This window comes from Hymenobacter edaphi, assembly GCF_003258365.1.
GTDB classification, from domain to species: domain Bacteria; phylum Bacteroidota; class Bacteroidia; order Cytophagales; family Hymenobacteraceae; genus Solirubrum; species Solirubrum edaphi.
This window is the reverse complement of the sequence record NZ_QHKM01000001.1, coordinates 491,155-505,825: the sequence shown is the minus strand read 5'-3', so window position 1 is coordinate 505,825 and position 14,671 is coordinate 491,155. Positions and strand designations below refer to the sequence as shown.

General features: G+C 67.0%; 11 protein-coding genes. 9 read left to right on the top strand and 2 right to left on the bottom strand.

Annotation, left to right across the window (positions count from 1 at the left end):
- Positions 1–57 precede the first annotated feature (57 nt).
- Positions 58–3,114 carry a T9SS type A sorting domain-containing protein gene (locus DLM85_RS01960; RefSeq protein ID WP_111476384.1) on the bottom strand — a complete coding sequence of 1,019 codons (3,057 nt, stop codon included), beginning with the start codon at positions 3,112–3,114 and terminating at the stop codon, positions 58–60.
- Between the two features lie 167 nt (positions 3,115–3,281).
- Between DLM85_RS01960 and DLM85_RS01955 the strand changes: the two genes are divergently transcribed.
- The 9 genes from DLM85_RS01955 to DLM85_RS01915 all read left to right on the top strand — a co-directional run bounded on the left by DLM85_RS01955 (position 3,282) and on the right by DLM85_RS01915 (position 13,669).
- Positions 3,282–4,073: an SDR family NAD(P)-dependent oxidoreductase gene (locus tag DLM85_RS01955; protein ID WP_111476383.1), complete on the top strand. Its 792-nt coding sequence runs from the start codon at positions 3,282–3,284 to the stop codon at positions 4,071–4,073.
- Complete coding sequence (locus tag DLM85_RS01950) at positions 4,058–4,795, top strand: cytidylyltransferase domain-containing protein (RefSeq protein ID WP_111476382.1); 738 nt, start codon at positions 4,058–4,060, stop codon at positions 4,793–4,795. The genes DLM85_RS01955 and DLM85_RS01950 overlap by 16 nt, the downstream gene beginning before the upstream one ends.
- Positions 4,792–6,375 (top strand): UDP-2,4-diacetamido-2,4,6-trideoxy-beta-L-altropyranose hydrolase, encoded by a 1,584-nt coding sequence (gene pseG, locus DLM85_RS01945; RefSeq protein WP_111476381.1) that lies wholly within the window; start codon positions 4,792–4,794, stop codon positions 6,373–6,375. The genes DLM85_RS01950 and pseG overlap by 4 nt, the downstream gene beginning before the upstream one ends.
- 10 nt (positions 6,376–6,385) lie before the next feature.
- The gene (gene pseI, locus DLM85_RS01940) at positions 6,386–7,435 is read left to right on the top strand and encodes a pseudaminic acid synthase (RefSeq protein WP_111476380.1); all 1,050 of its coding nucleotides are present in this window, start codon (positions 6,386–6,388) and stop codon (positions 7,433–7,435) included.
- 182 nt (positions 7,436–7,617) lie between these two features.
- Positions 7,618–8,556 (top strand): hypothetical protein, encoded by a 939-nt coding sequence (locus DLM85_RS01935; protein WP_111476379.1) that lies wholly within the window; start codon positions 7,618–7,620, stop codon positions 8,554–8,556.
- Positions 8,546–9,256 carry a PIG-L deacetylase family protein gene (locus tag DLM85_RS01930; protein ID WP_111476378.1) on the top strand — a complete coding sequence of 237 codons (711 nt, stop codon included), beginning with the start codon at positions 8,546–8,548 and terminating at the stop codon, positions 9,254–9,256. Before DLM85_RS01935 ends, DLM85_RS01930 begins: the two co-directional genes overlap by 11 nt.
- Positions 9,257–9,384: 128 nt before the next feature.
- A complete protein-coding gene (locus DLM85_RS01925; RefSeq protein WP_243635842.1) occupies positions 9,385–10,701 on the top strand; it encodes a glycosyltransferase family protein in 1,317 nt (438 codons plus the stop codon).
- A 9-nt stretch (positions 10,702–10,710) separates the two neighbouring features.
- Positions 10,711–12,108, top strand: a complete 1,398-nt coding sequence (locus DLM85_RS01920; RefSeq protein ID WP_133256841.1) for a DUF7033 domain-containing protein — start codon at positions 10,711–10,713, stop codon at positions 12,106–12,108.
- A gap of 82 nt (positions 12,109–12,190) precedes the next feature.
- Positions 12,191–13,669 (top strand): lipopolysaccharide biosynthesis protein, encoded by a 1,479-nt coding sequence (locus DLM85_RS01915; RefSeq protein WP_111476376.1) that lies wholly within the window; start codon positions 12,191–12,193, stop codon positions 13,667–13,669.
- On the opposite strand, the gene DLM85_RS25695 is transcribed toward DLM85_RS01915, so the two are convergent.
- Positions 13,605–14,531, bottom strand: a complete 927-nt coding sequence (locus DLM85_RS25695; RefSeq protein WP_207890943.1) for a CPBP family intramembrane glutamic endopeptidase — start codon at positions 14,529–14,531, stop codon at positions 13,605–13,607. The two genes, DLM85_RS01915 and DLM85_RS25695, sit on opposite strands and share 65 nt — an antisense overlap.
- Positions 14,532–14,671 lie beyond the last annotated feature (140 nt).

Here is a 14,671-nt window from a genome sequence, read left to right as displayed (position 1 = left end):
CCAACGGCCGGTCATTCCGCGGAATGGCCGGCCGTTGGCCGTTTCATGCCGTCCGGGCTATTCGATAACCACCCGCTTGTCGACCACCGCGTCGGGCAGCTGCACGCGCACGGCGTACACGCCCCGGGCCAGGGTAGCCGGCAGCGTCAGGGCCGCAGCGGCGGCCCGGCCGGCGGGCAGCTCCTGCGTCAGCACGGTCTGGCCGAGCAGGTTCAGCACCGTCACGCGCACGGCCTGCCGGGCGTAGCCGGCCGGCAGCGCCACCCACAGCTGGCCGTGGGCCGGATTGGGGTACACGCTTACCTGCCGGGCCAGGGCCCCGGTGGCAGCCGTCGGGCGGGCCGGGTCGATAACCAGGGCGAAACGCCCGGCCAGCGTACCGGCCGCGGCGCTGAACGAGTATGCGGCCCGGGCGGTGAGCGGGGTGCTGGTGCCGGTCTGGGCATCGAGCAGGTGCACGCGGCAGCCGGCGGGCAGGTTCAGCAGCCCGGTGGCCGTGAGCGAGTAAGTGCCGGTCGAGGCCACGCGCACCGTCAGCGGAATCGTCTGCGCCGTGGTGCCCAGCGCGGGCAGGCCGCTGATGGACAGCTCCTGCCCGGCGCCCGCGGGCAGGCTCAGCGTGCTGCCGCCGGCCATAACCTTGGCCGCGTCGAACGCCGCATCAAACCCGGCCGTGGCGCCGGCTTCGGCGTACAGCACGGCTTCGTCGCGCTGGCCGGCAGCCGTGCGCAGCTCCAGGGCAATCAACGGGCGGATTTCCCGGCCGCGCTGCAGGGGCGGGTTCTGATACGTAGTTACCCGGGCCGTGCTGCTAAAAAAGAAGTTGTTGCGCACGGCATCGGAGCCCGCGGTGTTGGCGCGCACGAAGAAGGCCTGGCCCAGCGGGATGATGTTGGTGCCGCCGTTGGCGCCGACGCCGTTGACGTAGCTGGCGTAGGCGCCCGTGTATTGCCCGCTGGACTTGTAGACGTACACGGCATTGTCGACCGAGGCAACCCCGCCTGCGTTGCCGTTGGTGTGGAGCACGTCCCAGTCGATTGGGGACGGGAATGGGTTGCCCCAGAGCATCCAGCCGGATTCAGGGGAGCTGCCACGCCGCCGGAATTGCACGAAAAAGCCGGAAGCCGACGGCTGGCCGACAAAGTCGACCGTCTGCCCACCGGCCATGTTCACGGTGTAACCGACGCCGTTTTGCATAACCGCCGCGGCTCCGTTGGGCGAGTACCAGCCTTTGTCAAAGTCGCTCATGCCCGCGGCAACGCTGGTATTGAGCAGTTCGTGGTTGTAGGCAAACACCGTGGGGAACGGCGTTACCGAGCCGGGATACGGGCTGGTGTTGTAGGCCGAATTGAAGGTAGGCGTAAAAGTAGTCGTCGACAGGTCGGCCAGCGTGCTGCCCGTTACCGGTGCCGCCAGGTGCCGATAGCCCAGGCCGGGATTCAGACTCGGATCAATCCAGCGTTGAATAGTTGCCGTACCACGTACCAGCCCGTTCTGGTTGACAATCATGGCCGTGCCGCTGGCATCGGAAACCAGCGTCAGGGAGCCAGCGCCGCTCATGGTCAGGTTGCCGCCCAGCGTCAGCACCCGCGTGACGAACAGCGGCGTCTGCACATCCACGTCCTGCACGATGTTGAGCGGGCTGCCGCCCACCGCCAGGCTGCCGATGCGCACCGGGCTCGTGCCCAGCAGCTGGGTGGTGCCGCTGGCGCCCATGCGCACCGTGCCGTCGCCGCCGAAGGTGCCGTTGTTGGTCAGGGTGCGGGCCAGGGTCAGGTCGCCGCCGCTGGCTACCGTCATCGACGCGCCGCTGGCCACGGTGAAGCCGGCCGCCGCCGCCGCCGCGCCGAGCACCGGCATGCGCACGGCCGTGGCCGGGATGGTCACGTCGTCGGCAGCGCCGGGCACGTAGCCCGCGCTCCAGTTGGCCGCGTCGGTGTAAGCGGTGCTGACGACCCCGGTCCACTCGTTCACCACGCGCGGGAAGGCGTTGGGGAAGTTGGGCAGCCCGTTCTGGCTTTGCCGGCCGCCCAACCCCACGGTGCCCACGCTCAGGTTGCAGGCGGCGCCCAGCGCATCGGGGTGGTTGATGACGCTGAGGGCGTTGTTGAACAGCATCGCGCCGTAAATCTTGCCGTCGGGGCCGCGCTGCAGGCCGCTGATGTCGCCGCTGTAGATGCTCACCCGCGAGGCGGCAATCTGCGCCGGCGTGCCGGCCTGCAGGTTGTACTGCCCAATGCTGCCGCCGGGGCTGGCCGAGCAGTACAAACGGGAGCTGTTGGGCGAAAACTCCACCCCGTAGTTGTAGCCGTAATGGCCCAGGCTGACGTAGTTCGACACCACGCCCGTGCCGTTATCGAAGTTGTGCAGGGCAAACTGGTTGTCGCGCTGCGCCAGGGCCAGCCACTGCCCATTGGGCGACACGCGCATGCAGCCCACCGCGTTGCCGGCGCCGAAAAAGCTGCCGCCGCCCTGGTGCACCGGCCCGGCGGCGCTGACGACCGGCGTGCTGCTCACGCCGCTGGGGCTGAGCAGAAAGCTGTAGAACTCGTTGTTCTGCCAGCCTTTCACGATAATCCAGTAGTCCCGGCCGTTGGCGTGCAGGGCCGCCGTGAGCTTTTCCGTGACTTTGCCGCTCGGCGTGGGCGTGGGCAGTCGTACGTTGCGGGTCGCCGTCACGTCGCCCAAGCCGCTCTGCAGCGTCATGTCGAGCACGGAGTAACGCAGGCCGTAGATCAGGTTGTTGTCGATGGCGTCGACCATCAGGAACACGAACTTGGTCGGGTCGCCGGGATAGGGCAGAAACAGGCTGCACTGCGAAGCCGATTCGTGCCCGCCCATGCCGGCCCCGTTGGGCATCACCTGGTGGTTGCGGTTCCAGACGTTGATGCCGTTGCTGTAAGCCTGCAGCACGCCCGCGCCGTTGGAAATCGACGCGCAGCCCTCGTAGGAAACAAACTGCCCGTTGGTGAGCGGGCTGGGACTGCCGCCGCTGAAGTGCAGGCCCGCCTGCGTACCGAAGTACCAATTGTTGTTGTAGCCCTGCCCGTTTGCGCAGAGCCAGCCCGTGGTCAGCCACAGCAGCAGCAGCCGGCGTAAGTAATTGTTGAGCATCCTTAATCGGTTTAGATTCAATAAAACAATGATGGTGACACCATAAACGCTAGCAAACAAAGGTAAGTCTATCTGGCACCGCTTCGGCTATTTCGTCACCTTTGCGCTTTCACCCGCTGCTCCGGCTGCGGCCACGCGTCCCCTCGCTAGGTCCGCCGGTTTTTCACATGCCTGAATTCCCTCCTACCGATTTGTTTTCCCTCGCCGGCCAGCTCGTGCTGCTCACCGGCGGCTACGGCTACCTGGGCCAGGCCGTGGCCCGCGGCCTGGCGGCCCACGGGGCCACCGTGGTGGTGCTGGGCCGCGACGCAACGGCTTTCCAAACGGCCTTCGCGGCGGAACCCACCATTCGGTTCCAGCCCTGCGACGTGGCCGATACCGCCTCCGTGCAGGCGGCGCTGGCGGCCGTGGAGGCGCAGCACGGGCTGCCGGCAGTGCTCATCAACAACGCCTTCTACAGCCGCGGCAGCCGCCCCGACCAGCTCACCGACGAGGAGTTTGCCCTCGGCCTCGACGGCTCCCTGGGCAGCACCTACCGCTGCATTCGGGAGGCGCTGCCCTACCTGCGACGGCGCGGCGGCGGCAAAATCATCAACGTAGCGTCGATGTACGGCGTGGTGGCCCCCGATTTCAGCGCCTACGCGGCCACGCCGCAGTTTACCAATCCGCCGCACTACGGCGCGGCCAAGGCCGGCGTGATTCAGCTCACCAAATACTTCGCCTCCTTTCTCGGCCCCGAAAACATCCAGGTCAACTGCGTCACGCCCGGCGCCTTCCCCAGCCCGGCGGTGCAGCAGCAGAGCGCCGAATTCGTCGACCAGCTCACCCGGCGCATTCCGCTGGGCCGTATCGGGCAGCCTGGGGACCTGGCCGGGGCGTTCGTGTTTCTGGCTTCGCGGGCCTCGGATTTCGTGACGGGCCACAACCTCGTAGTCGACGGCGGATGGACCATCAAGTAACGCGCCTCGGGGCGCTGGTGCAGGCGCGCATGGGCTCGACGCGGCTGCCGGGCAAGGCGCTGCTGCCGCTGCCGCTGGGCGGCCCGACCTCGGTGCTGGCCCAGGTGCTGGCCCGCGCCGGCCGCGCCGCCACGCTGCACACCACCGTGGTAGCTACCTCCACCCTGCCCGCCGACGACGTGCTGGCCACTGCGGCCGCGGCGCTGGGCGTACCCGTGTTTCGCGGCGACGAGGCCGATGTGCTGGGCCGCTTCCAGCAGGCCGCCGCCGCCCACGGGCTCGACGTCATCGTGCGGCTCACCGGCGACAACCCCGCCCTCGACCCGCACTACCTCGACGAAGCCGTGGGCGGGCACCTGGCCGCCGGCGCCGACTACACGCTCACGACCGGCCTGCCCCTGGGCACCAATCTGGAAATCATCAGTCGGGCTGCTCTGGAGCGCGCCGCGGCCCAAGCCCGGCTGCCCGAGGAGCGGGAACACGTGACGCCCTACCTGCGCCGCCACCCCGAGCAGTTCCGGCTGCAGACGCTGCCGCTGACGGCCCCGGGCGCCCCGGCCAGCCTGCGCCTGACCCTGGATTACCCCAGCGACTACGCCCTGCTGCACCTGCTGTTCACCACCCTGCCGGCCGGCTTTGGACTGGCCGAGGTGGGGGCGCTGCTGGCGGCGCAGCCCTGGCTGCCGCACATCAACCACGACAACCAACAGGTACGCGTATGAGCCGCTCTGCCCTTCCCCGCCTGGTGCTCCGCGCCGACGGCAACCCGCGTATCGGCCTGGGCCACGTGATGCGCCTGCTGGCCCTGGCCGATATGCTCGGGCCGGATTTTCGCACCGTATTCGTCATCCAGGAGCCCTCCGCGGAGCTGCAGCAACTGCTGACCGCGGCCGTGGACGAGGTGGTGGACATGACCCCGCAGCCGGCCGCGGGCGAACCAGCCTGGTTAGCACAGCACGTATTACAACCACATGATATTCTGATTCTTGATGGCTACGGCTTCGAGTACAGCTATCAGCAGGAAGTGCGCCCGCACGTGGCCCGCCTCGTCTGCCTCGACGACCTGCACAGCTTCCCCTCGGCGGCCGATCTGGTTATCAATCCCGCCGGGGGCGTATTGGCGGCCGACTACGAGCTGCGCCAGCCCGGCGCCCGGCTGCTGAGCGGCCCGGCCTACGCCCCGCTGCGTCCGGCCTACATGGCTGCGGCAGCCACGGCGGCTGAGCGCCCGGCCGCCGCGCCCGATACCATCCTCATCTGCCTGGGCGGCGCCGACCCGGCGCAGCAAACCCAGCGCGTGGCCGAAGCCCTGCTGGCCCTGGCTCCGGTGCGGCAGGTACACGCCGTGGTGGGCAGTGCCTACCAGGGCTGGGACACCTTGCAGCAATGGGCCGCCGACCAGCCGCGCCTGCTGCTGCACCGCAACCTTGCCGCGGCCGACATGGTGGCGCTGATGCAGCTTTGCGGGGCCGCCGTGTGCGCCCCCAGCACCGTCAGCTACGAGTACTGCGCGGCCGGCGGCGGCCTGCTGTTCACCCAGCCCCTGGCCGACAACCAGCGCGGCATCGACCGGTTTTTGCGCGAACAGGGCCTGGCCCTGCCCTACCACTCGGCCGCCAACGTGCTGACCTCCGGCGAAGCAGCCCGCGTGGCCGACCGCATGCGTCAGGCCCAGCGCCGGCATTTCGATGGCCGCGTGGCGGAGCGCCTGCGCCAGGCTTTTGCCGAGCTGGTATCGGCTGAGCCGCCAGCTGAGCAAGGCGCTGTGGTTACGCCCGCCGCCCGTTCTGCACCGGCTGCCACCGACGGCCTCACCACTCGCCGCGCCACCGCCGACGATGCCCGCCTGTACTTCGACTGGGCCAACGACCCGGCCGTGCGCCAGAACGCGGTGCAGACCGAGCCCATCGAATGGGAAGGGCACCGGGGCTGGTTTGCGCGCCGCCTCGCCGACGCCGACGCTTACCTGTACGTGCTGGAGCAGGACGGCACGCCCGTCGGGCAGGTGCGCATTGAGTTCGAGGCCGAACGCCCTGCGGCGCCCGGCCTCATTGATTACTCGGTGGATGCGGCCTGGCGTGGGCGTGGCCTGGGTACGGCTCTTCTGCACCAGGCGCTGCGGCAGCTGCGGCAGGATCGGGCGGGCGACTGGACCGTTGTCGGTCAGGTGAAACCGCAGAACCAGGCCTCGGCGCGGGTGTTTGAGCGGCTGGGTTTTCAGCGGCAGCCGGCCGCGTGGCTGCACGGTCAGCCCTACGACGTATTTTTGCGGACGGCCGCCGCGTTTGGGCGGCCCCTTTGATTGCGCTTCTATGCAGGAAATACTCATCGGCGACTACCGCATCGGCGCGGGGCACCTGCCGTTCATCATCGCCGAAATGTCGGGCAACCACGGCCAGAGCCTGGAAAAGGCTCTGGAAATTGTGGATGCCGCCGCCGCCGCGGGCTGCCAGGGTTTGAAGATTCAGACCAGCACCCCGGACATGCTCACCTTGAACAGCCGCGAGCCGGACTTCATCGTGCGCGGGGCCAACCAGGACTGGGAAGGCCAGTCGCTCTACGAGCTGTATACCACCAACTACACGCCCTACGAGTGGCACGCGGCCATTTTCGCCCGCGCCCAGGAGCACGGCATGGTGGCCTTCAGCTCGCCCTTCGGTACCGAGGCCATTGATTTTCTGGAATCCGTGGGCTGCCCGGCCTACAAGATTGCCTCCTTCGAAAACAACTGGCCCGAGCTGATCCGCCACGCCGCCCGCACCGGCAAGCCGGTCATCATCAGCACCGGCATGGCCGATTTGGCCGACCTGGAGCGCATGGTGGCCGCGGTGCGGGCCGAGGGCAACGAGCAAGTGATTCTGCTCAAGTGCACCAGCACCTACCCCGCCCTGCCGCACAACACCAACCTGGCCACCATTCCGCACCTGCGCCAGATGCTCGGCTGCCACGTGGGCCTCTCCGACCACACCATGGGCACGGGAGTAGCCGTGGCCGCCACCGTGCTCGGCGCCGCCGTCATCGAGAAGCACCTGACCCTGCGCCGCGCCGACGGCGGCCCCGACTCGTCCTTCTCGATGGAGCCCGACGAAATGGCCCGCCTCGTACAGGAGTGCCGGCAGGCCTGGCAGGCCCTGGGCACCGTGCAGTACGGCCCCACCGAGGCCGAGCGGAAGTCCCTGGCCTTCCGCCGCTCCCTCTACGTGGTGGAGGACGTGGCCGCGGGCGAAGTACTGACGCGCCAGAATGTGCGCGTTATCCGGCCCGGCCACGGCCTGCCACCGCACCTGCTGGAGCAGGTGCTTGGCCGGCCGGTGCGGCAGGCCGTGCGCCGCGGCACCGCGCTCAGCTGGGACCTGTTGTAGAACCTCCCCCCCGGCCCCCTCTTCTTAGGGAGAGGGGGAGCCTGACGACCAGGAATGGTTTCTGCGCTATCGGGCTGATTCTTCTGTTTACTATTGCAAGTCATTCACTGACGAAAACCACCCCCACGCCAATCGTCAGGCTCCTCCTCTCCCCAAGGAGAGGGGGCCGGGGGGTGAGGTCTATGGAAATCCGCAAATTCGATAACGGCAGCTACATCATTGCCGACCGCCTGAGCATCGGGGCGAACTTCCGCATCGGGCCGAACACCACGATCCGGGCCTCGGAGTGCATCATCGGCGACAACGTGAGCATTGGGGCGGGCAACGCGTTCCTGGTCAGCCAGCGGCTGGAAATTGAGGAGCTGACCATCTTCGGCAACCAGAACAACGTGACGGCGCGCACCGTGAAAGTGGGCCGCTACGTGTACTGGGACTCGAACGTGGTGGTCGGGCACGGCGGCAAGTTCAGCCCGGATGCCCACCTGACCGTGGGGAGCTACTCCATGATCTGCGCCCGCATCACGCTGAACGTCAACCACCACATCGACATCGGGGAGTACGTGGGCATCGGCGAGGACGTGGCCGTGTGGACGCACGGCTCCTACCTGCCCATTCTGGAGGGCTTCCCGGCCGATTTCGGGCCGGTGAGCATCGGCAACCGGGTGTGGCTGCCCGCCAAGTCGACGGTGCTGCCCAACCGCCGCATCGGCAACAACGTGGTTATCGGCACCAACTCGCTCATCAACAAGGACCTGCCCGACGGCTGCCTGGCCGGTGGCATCCCGGTAAAGATTCTGCGCGAAAACGTGTACCCCAGCCACGATGCGCAGCGCAACGACCAGCTGGTGCAGCGCGTGCTGGCCGACTACCAGGAGCTGGCCGAGTACAAGCAGCTCCGCGCGCAGCTGCGCTTCGACGCCGACAGCCAGCGCATTCACTGCAACGCGGCGGTGTTCGACCTCACCACTATGCAAGCCGCCGGGGCCTTCGGCGAAGTCGAGGAGGATTTCCGTGACTTCCTGCGCCGCCGGGGCATCAAGTTTTACACCGGCCGCCCGTTCTCGTCGGTACTGCCCGAGGAATACCGCCGTCTGCTAGCCGTTTCGCCCGATGCCGTTTGATTTCGAAGGGAAGAAAGTCCTAGTCGTGGTAGCCCACCCCGACGACGAATTGCTGGGTTTGGGCGCCACCATTCACCGCCTCGTGCACCGCCACGGCTGCACGGCCCGGGCCGTCATCCTGGGCGAGGGTATTACTTCCCGCTCGGAAGTGCGCGACCCGGAAAAGTGGGCCGAGGAGCTGCGCGTGCACCGCTCGAACATCGAGCGGGCAGCGGCGGCCATCGGCTACGGCTCCACCGGCATCTACGATTTTGCCGACAACCGCTTCGACTCGGTGGATTTGCTGGATCTGGTGAAGGTGTTCGAGCAGGAAAAGGAGCAGTTTCAGCCCGACTACATCTTCACCCACCACGGCGGCGACACCAACATCGACCACCGCCGCACCTTCGAGGCCGTGGTAACGGGCAGCCGCCCCGTGCCGGGCGAGCCGATGCGCACCATCCTGGCCTGCGAGACCCCCTCCAGCACCGAATGGCAGGCGGCCAGCTACCCGAATCCGTTTCTGCCGAACGTGTTTCTGGCCGTCACGGAGGACGACGTGCAGGCCAAGATTAGCGGCATGGAGGCTTACGAGTTTGAGAAGCGGCCGTACCCGCACCCCCGCTCCCCGGAGGCCCTGCGCATCCTGGCTCAGCGCTGGGGCGTGGTTATCGGCCAGCCGTTTGCCGAGGCGTTTATGCTGGTGCGCCACATCGGGTAGCAGCGTATGCAGCGCGAACCGAAGGTCGACGCAGTCAATTTTCAGGTCGCGTATTGCGCATGTGCCGCTTCTGGCTCTGATTCGTTGTTCCGTTAAACGCGAACTAAAAGTTCGCGCTACACTCAGCTTTGCCCCGCACCACTCCCACCGACGCCGTCCCGCCCACCCGCACCGCCCGGCTGCGCGACCTGCTGTACGTGCGCTTCACCGACCACTTCGAAGCGTTTCCGCGGGCGCTGTTGGAGTCGATTTCGCCCGGCAACCCGCTCAAGCGCCTGGCCAAGGTGCTGGGCTACGCGGCCGTGCGACTTGTGGGCAACGCGTTCAAGCCCATCCGCAACCCCGAGCAGCTGCGCGGGGCGGTGTGGCTATACGTGGTCAGCCAGAACAACTACGACTCGCTGCGCTTTATCCGGGAGCACCGGGCCGATGCGGTGCTGCTGGCGGGGCAGGCCAAGCAGATCGGGCGCTACAACCAGCAGGTCAACCGCCTTTCCTTGCGGCGCAAGCTGCTGTATTACTGGCAGCTGCCGTTGGTGCTGGTTGGGCTGCTGCGCACGGAAGGGCGCCGGGCCTGGCGGTTTTTCGACTTGATTTTCAACGCCATCGGTTACTACGAGGTGTACCGCCGGGCGCTGCGCCACTACCGGCCGCGGGCGGTGGTCTTCGCCAACGACCACAACGACGACGCCCGCGCCCTGCTGCTGGCCTGCCGCCGCGAGGGCGTGCCCACGGCCTACGTGCAGCACGCCAGCGTCAGCGTAAACTTCCCGCCCCTGGGCTTCGACCTGAGCCTGCTCGAAGGCCAGGACGCGCTGGACAAGTACCGGCTCTGCGGCCCCGTGCGCGGGCAGACGCGGCTGGTAGGCATGCCCAAGGCCGACGCCTTCGTGCGGCAGCGCAACGAGCAGCCGCGGGTGCAGCGCGTGGCCCTGGCGACGAATACGCTCGACGACACGGCCGGCATCGAAGCGGCGGTGACGTACCTGCTGACCGCGTTTCCGGCGCTGCAGTTCACTTTCCGCGCCCACCCCAGCGACTCGCGCAGCTTCCAGGAGCTACGCACCCGTTTCCCGCAGCTGGCGTTTTCGGATGCCCGCCAGGAGTCGGTGTTTGAGTTTTTGCAGCGCCACGACGCGCTGATTGCGGCCGACACCTCCACCCACCTCGAAGCCACTTTGCTGAACCTGGTGAGCCTCTACTACCGCTTCGGCCAGCACGGCGTGGCCGACGACTACTACGGCTACGCCGCCCACGGCCTGGTGGACCGCGCCTTTTCGCTGGACGAGCTGGGCCAGCTGCTGCGCGGCTACGTGGCCCGCAAGCCCACCGACCACTACCGGCGCGCCGCCTACTACTGCGCCACGCTCGGCACGCCCGACGAAGGCCGCAGCCAGCAGCTGGCCCTGCGCGAGCTGGACGCCTGGCTGGCCGCCGGGGCGTAATTTGCAGGCATGGCTGATTTATCTTCCCTTCCGCCGCTGAATGCCCAACCGGTTTCGGCCGAAGCTCGGCTGGCCTACGTGCTCCGGCATTTTCGCATGGCCTACGAAGTCGAGGGTGAGCTGCCGACCATCGGCTACGCCGCCACACGGCCGAGCATCGAAATAGCGAACGGCGCCGGAGACTTTTTCAGCCAAACGGAGCCGTTTCCGTCGCCGCCGGCCTTCCTGGCGTGGATGGGCCGGGAGCTACCGTTTTTCTTCACACCGCATATCGAAGGGTCGCTGCTAACGCTGGCACCAGGCCGAGCCGAAATCCACGTCGACATCGTTTCAGCAGCTTTTTACCTGCTCAGTGGCTGGCAGGAATACTTTTCGAACAAGCGCGACCAGCATGGCCGCTTTCCGTTCAGCGCCAGCGTGCAGGACTTCTTTGGCTTCGTGGAAGTGCCGGTGGTCAACTACTACTTCGACGTCCTACGGGTGGCCGTGGAGCACGTGACGGGCCAGCCGTTGCGTCCGCGCCGCTGGGTCGCCGATGCCCCCTTCGCCACTTTCGTCACCCACGACATCGACAACTTGTACAGCGCCTGGAAGGAGCCGGCCAAGGAGGCGCTGCGCCGGCGGAACTGGCTTGGCTTCGGCCAGCAACTATGGCGGCGCTGGACGCGGCCCGATGCCTGGGACAACCTCAAGCAGGTTGGGGAAGAAGTAGCCCGCTATGGCGCGAAAAGCGCGTTCTTTTTTTTGGGTAGCCATCGGCCGAGCGAGACGGGCACGCCTAATGCCGACTACCGCATCAATGCCGGGGACATCAAGCAGCAAATACGTCTGCTACGCGACTGGGGCAATGAAATAGCCGTTCACGGCAGTATCGGCACGTCTGATTTTGACCTCGCCCTGACGCTGGAACACCTTGCTCTGCTTGAAGTTCTGGAGCTGATGCCGGAGGCGCGGGAAGTCTGCGGCAACCGCTTCCATTATCTGCGCTGGGAGCCGCGCCACACGCCGTTTGCACTGGAAACGACCGGCTTCGAATACGATTCTACCCTGGGCTTTGCCGAGCACTTTGGCTTCCGCCACAGTTACTGCCACCCGTTTCATCCCTACGATTTCGCCAATAACCGCCCCTGCGGCTTCCTCGAAATTCCGCTGAACCTGATGGACGCCACCCTGCACCACCCCCGCTACCTGCAGCTGGCCCCCGACGAAATCCTGCCCGCCGTCGAGCCCATGCTGCGGGAAATCGAGCGGTTCGGGGGCGTGTTCACCCTGCTCTGGCACAACGAGAACTTCGACCCGGCCAACACGGTGAACGGCCCGCGCGAGTTCCACCGCATCATGGCCTACCTTCGCAGCCGCCAAACCGCTTTCTTGACGGGACGGGCAATTTGTGAGATGGTGAAATAGTGAAATGGTGAGTTTGTCGTTCTGGCAACAGCCACGCCGCTAGGCCGTCACTCACCATTTTACCATTTCACCATTTCACCATTTGGGCATCGTTCAGCGCCAGGGGCTGCGCAATACCATTATTTCCTACTTCGGGCTGGGGCTGGGCTTCGTCAATACGGCCCTGCTGATGCCGCGCTTCCTGGCGGCCGACCAGGTGGGCCTGACGCGGGTGCTGCTGAGCCTGGCCACCATCTACGCCCAGCTGGCGGCCTTTGGCTTCGCCAGCGCGGGCATCCGCTTCTTTCCCTATTTCCGCAACCGGGAGGCCGGCCACCAGGGCTTTCTGCCGCTGCTGCTGGGGCTGCCCATGCTCGGCTTCGCCGTCATTTCGCTGGCCTACTGGCTGGGCCGGCCGCTGATTCTGCGGGCCTACGACGCCGACGCGGCCCTGCTCGGGCCCTACTACGGCTGGTGCGCGCTGCTGGCCCTGTTCACCCTGCTCTACTCGCTGCAGGATGCCTACCTGAAGGGCCTCTATCACACCGCGTTTTCCTCGTTTTTGCAGGAAGTGCTGCTGCGCGTGCTCATTGCCGGCGTCACGCTGCTGTTCGGGCTGGGCTACCTCACGTTTCACCAGTTCGTGCTGGCCTACATCCTGGTCAACAGCGTCCTCGCCTTGCTGCTCACCGGCTACCTGGCCTACATCGGCGAGCTGCACCTGCGGCCCACGCGGGCGGCGCTGCAAGTGCGGCCGGTGCGCGAGCTGCTCAGCTTCGGGGCCTTTGCGCTGCTTTCCAATATTTCGGGCACCGTCATCAGCTCCATCGACGCCCTGATGGTGGGCTCGAAGGTGAACCTGAAGGCCGCCGGCATCTACACCACGGCCTTCTTCATCAGCACGGCCCTCACCATTCCGTTCCGCTCGCTCTACAAGATTGCCTTTCCGCTGCTGGCCGACTACTGGAAGGAGCAGGACATGGCCCGCATGGCCGAGTTCTACCGCCGTACCACCCGCCTCAACACCGTGCTGGGCTGCTACCTGGCCCTGGGCATCGGCCTGAACCTGGACTTTATCTACTCGCTGATGAAGCCCGAGTACGCCGCCGGCACCACCATCGTCTGGATTCTGCTGGCCGGCCGCCTGCTCGACGGCATTACCGGCGTCAACGGCCTGATCGTCGTCACCTCCCCGCGCTACCGCTTCGATCTGGTGTTCAACGTGGCCCTGGCCGCGGGCACGGTGGGGCTGAATCTGCTGCTGATTCCGCCGCTGGGCATGGTGGGCGCCGCCTGGGCCGCCCTGCTGGCGCTGACGAGCATCAACGTGGCCCGCACCTGGTTTGTGTGGCACGCCTACCGCCTGCAGCCCTTCGATTACCGCATCGGGCTCATCCTGGGCGCTGCCGGGGCGGCCGCGCTGGCGGGCTGGCTCGTGCCCCCGGTGCATTCGTTGTTCGTGACCATGCTGCTGCGCTCTGCGGCCCTGACGGTGGTGTACGCCGCCGGGGTGCTGTTCACGCGGGCCGTGCCGGAGGTGCAGCCGCTGCTGCAGAAGCTGCGCGGCGGGCTGGGCGCGTGAGCCCAGCTAGCAACCAGATACCCAGGGCCAGCAGCCCCAGCAGCGCGGCTAAGGTGAAAACCAGGGCTCCGCCGCGGGGCAGCAGATCGGCCACCGAATCGTAGCGGCGGAAAGCGGGCAGTTGCTCCAGCGTCCAGGCGGCGGCATTGTTCAGGAAATGCAGCCACATGCAGGCCAGCAGAGAGTCAGTGCGCCAGTACACCCAGCCCAGCAGCAGACCCAGCAGGCCCGCGCTCAGCGCCTGGGCCGGGTTGAGGTGAAACACGCCAAACACCAGGCCCGATTGCAGGATGGCCCGCGCGGGCCCGTAGTTGCGCAGCAGCCCCGGCAACAGCACGCCCCGAAACAGTAGCTCCTCCAATACCGGCGCCGCCACGCAGATAGTAAAGGCAGCCGCCAGCGGAAACTGCTCCATGCGGGTAATCACCGCATCCATCCCCCAGGTGGGCAGGCCCAGTCGGTGCAACAGGCTCCGCAACGGCAGCTGCGCCGCCGCCACCAGCAGCAGCACGGCGTACACGCCCAGCCGCTCGCGCTGCGCCAGCAGCCGCAGCGGCCGCAAGCGCGCCCGCCCCACGTACCAGGTCAGAAACACTACGACGAGCGCCTTGGCCGCGTCGCCGGCCAGTAGCGTAACCAGCAGCGAATAGCGGGGCGGCAGGGCCGCCAGGTTGGCCACACCGAAAAACACCGCCGTCACCAGCAGCGCCACCAGCAGGAACCACCCCAGCGCCAGCCAGCTCTCCTTATAAGTCGGGTAAGCCGGCGGGGCGGGGGCGGGTGGCGCCGGCGCTTCGGCGGCTAAAACTTCAATGACCGTAGTCCCCAGCGCGGCGGGGGTAGCTGACAGTTCGGTTTGCATACGAAACGATAAAAATCGGCCCGCAAGATAGCCCGTAGCGCGGGCTTCAGCCCGCGTCCGCGTGAACGACAATCGTTCGGGCGGACGCGCGCCGACCCGGACCGTAGCGCCGGCCTGTAGCTTGTCGACCCAAACCCGGC

Bases quoted from the DNA above. Each gene is read 5' to 3' on its own strand.
- DLM85_RS01960 (WP_111476384.1), bottom strand. From the start codon at position 3,114: ATGCTCAACAATTACTTACGCCGGCTGCTGCTGCTGTGGCTGACCACG.
- DLM85_RS01955 (WP_111476383.1), top strand. From the start codon at position 3,282: ATGCCTGAATTCCCTCCTACCGATTTGTTTTCCCTCGCCGGCCAGCTC.
- DLM85_RS01950 (WP_111476382.1), top strand. From the start codon at position 4,058: ATGGACCATCAAGTAACGCGCCTCGGGGCGCTGGTGCAGGCGCGCATG.
- pseG (WP_111476381.1), top strand. From the start codon at position 4,792: ATGAGCCGCTCTGCCCTTCCCCGCCTGGTGCTCCGCGCCGACGGCAAC.
- pseI (WP_111476380.1), top strand. From the start codon at position 6,386: ATGCAGGAAATACTCATCGGCGACTACCGCATCGGCGCGGGGCACCTG.
- DLM85_RS01935 (WP_111476379.1), top strand. From the start codon at position 7,618: ATGGAAATCCGCAAATTCGATAACGGCAGCTACATCATTGCCGACCGC.
- DLM85_RS01930 (WP_111476378.1), top strand. From the start codon at position 8,546: ATGCCGTTTGATTTCGAAGGGAAGAAAGTCCTAGTCGTGGTAGCCCAC.
- DLM85_RS01920 (WP_133256841.1), top strand. From the start codon at position 10,711: ATGGCTGATTTATCTTCCCTTCCGCCGCTGAATGCCCAACCGGTTTCG.
- DLM85_RS25695 (WP_207890943.1), bottom strand. From the start codon at position 14,531: ATGCAAACCGAACTGTCAGCTACCCCCGCCGCGCTGGGGACTACGGTC.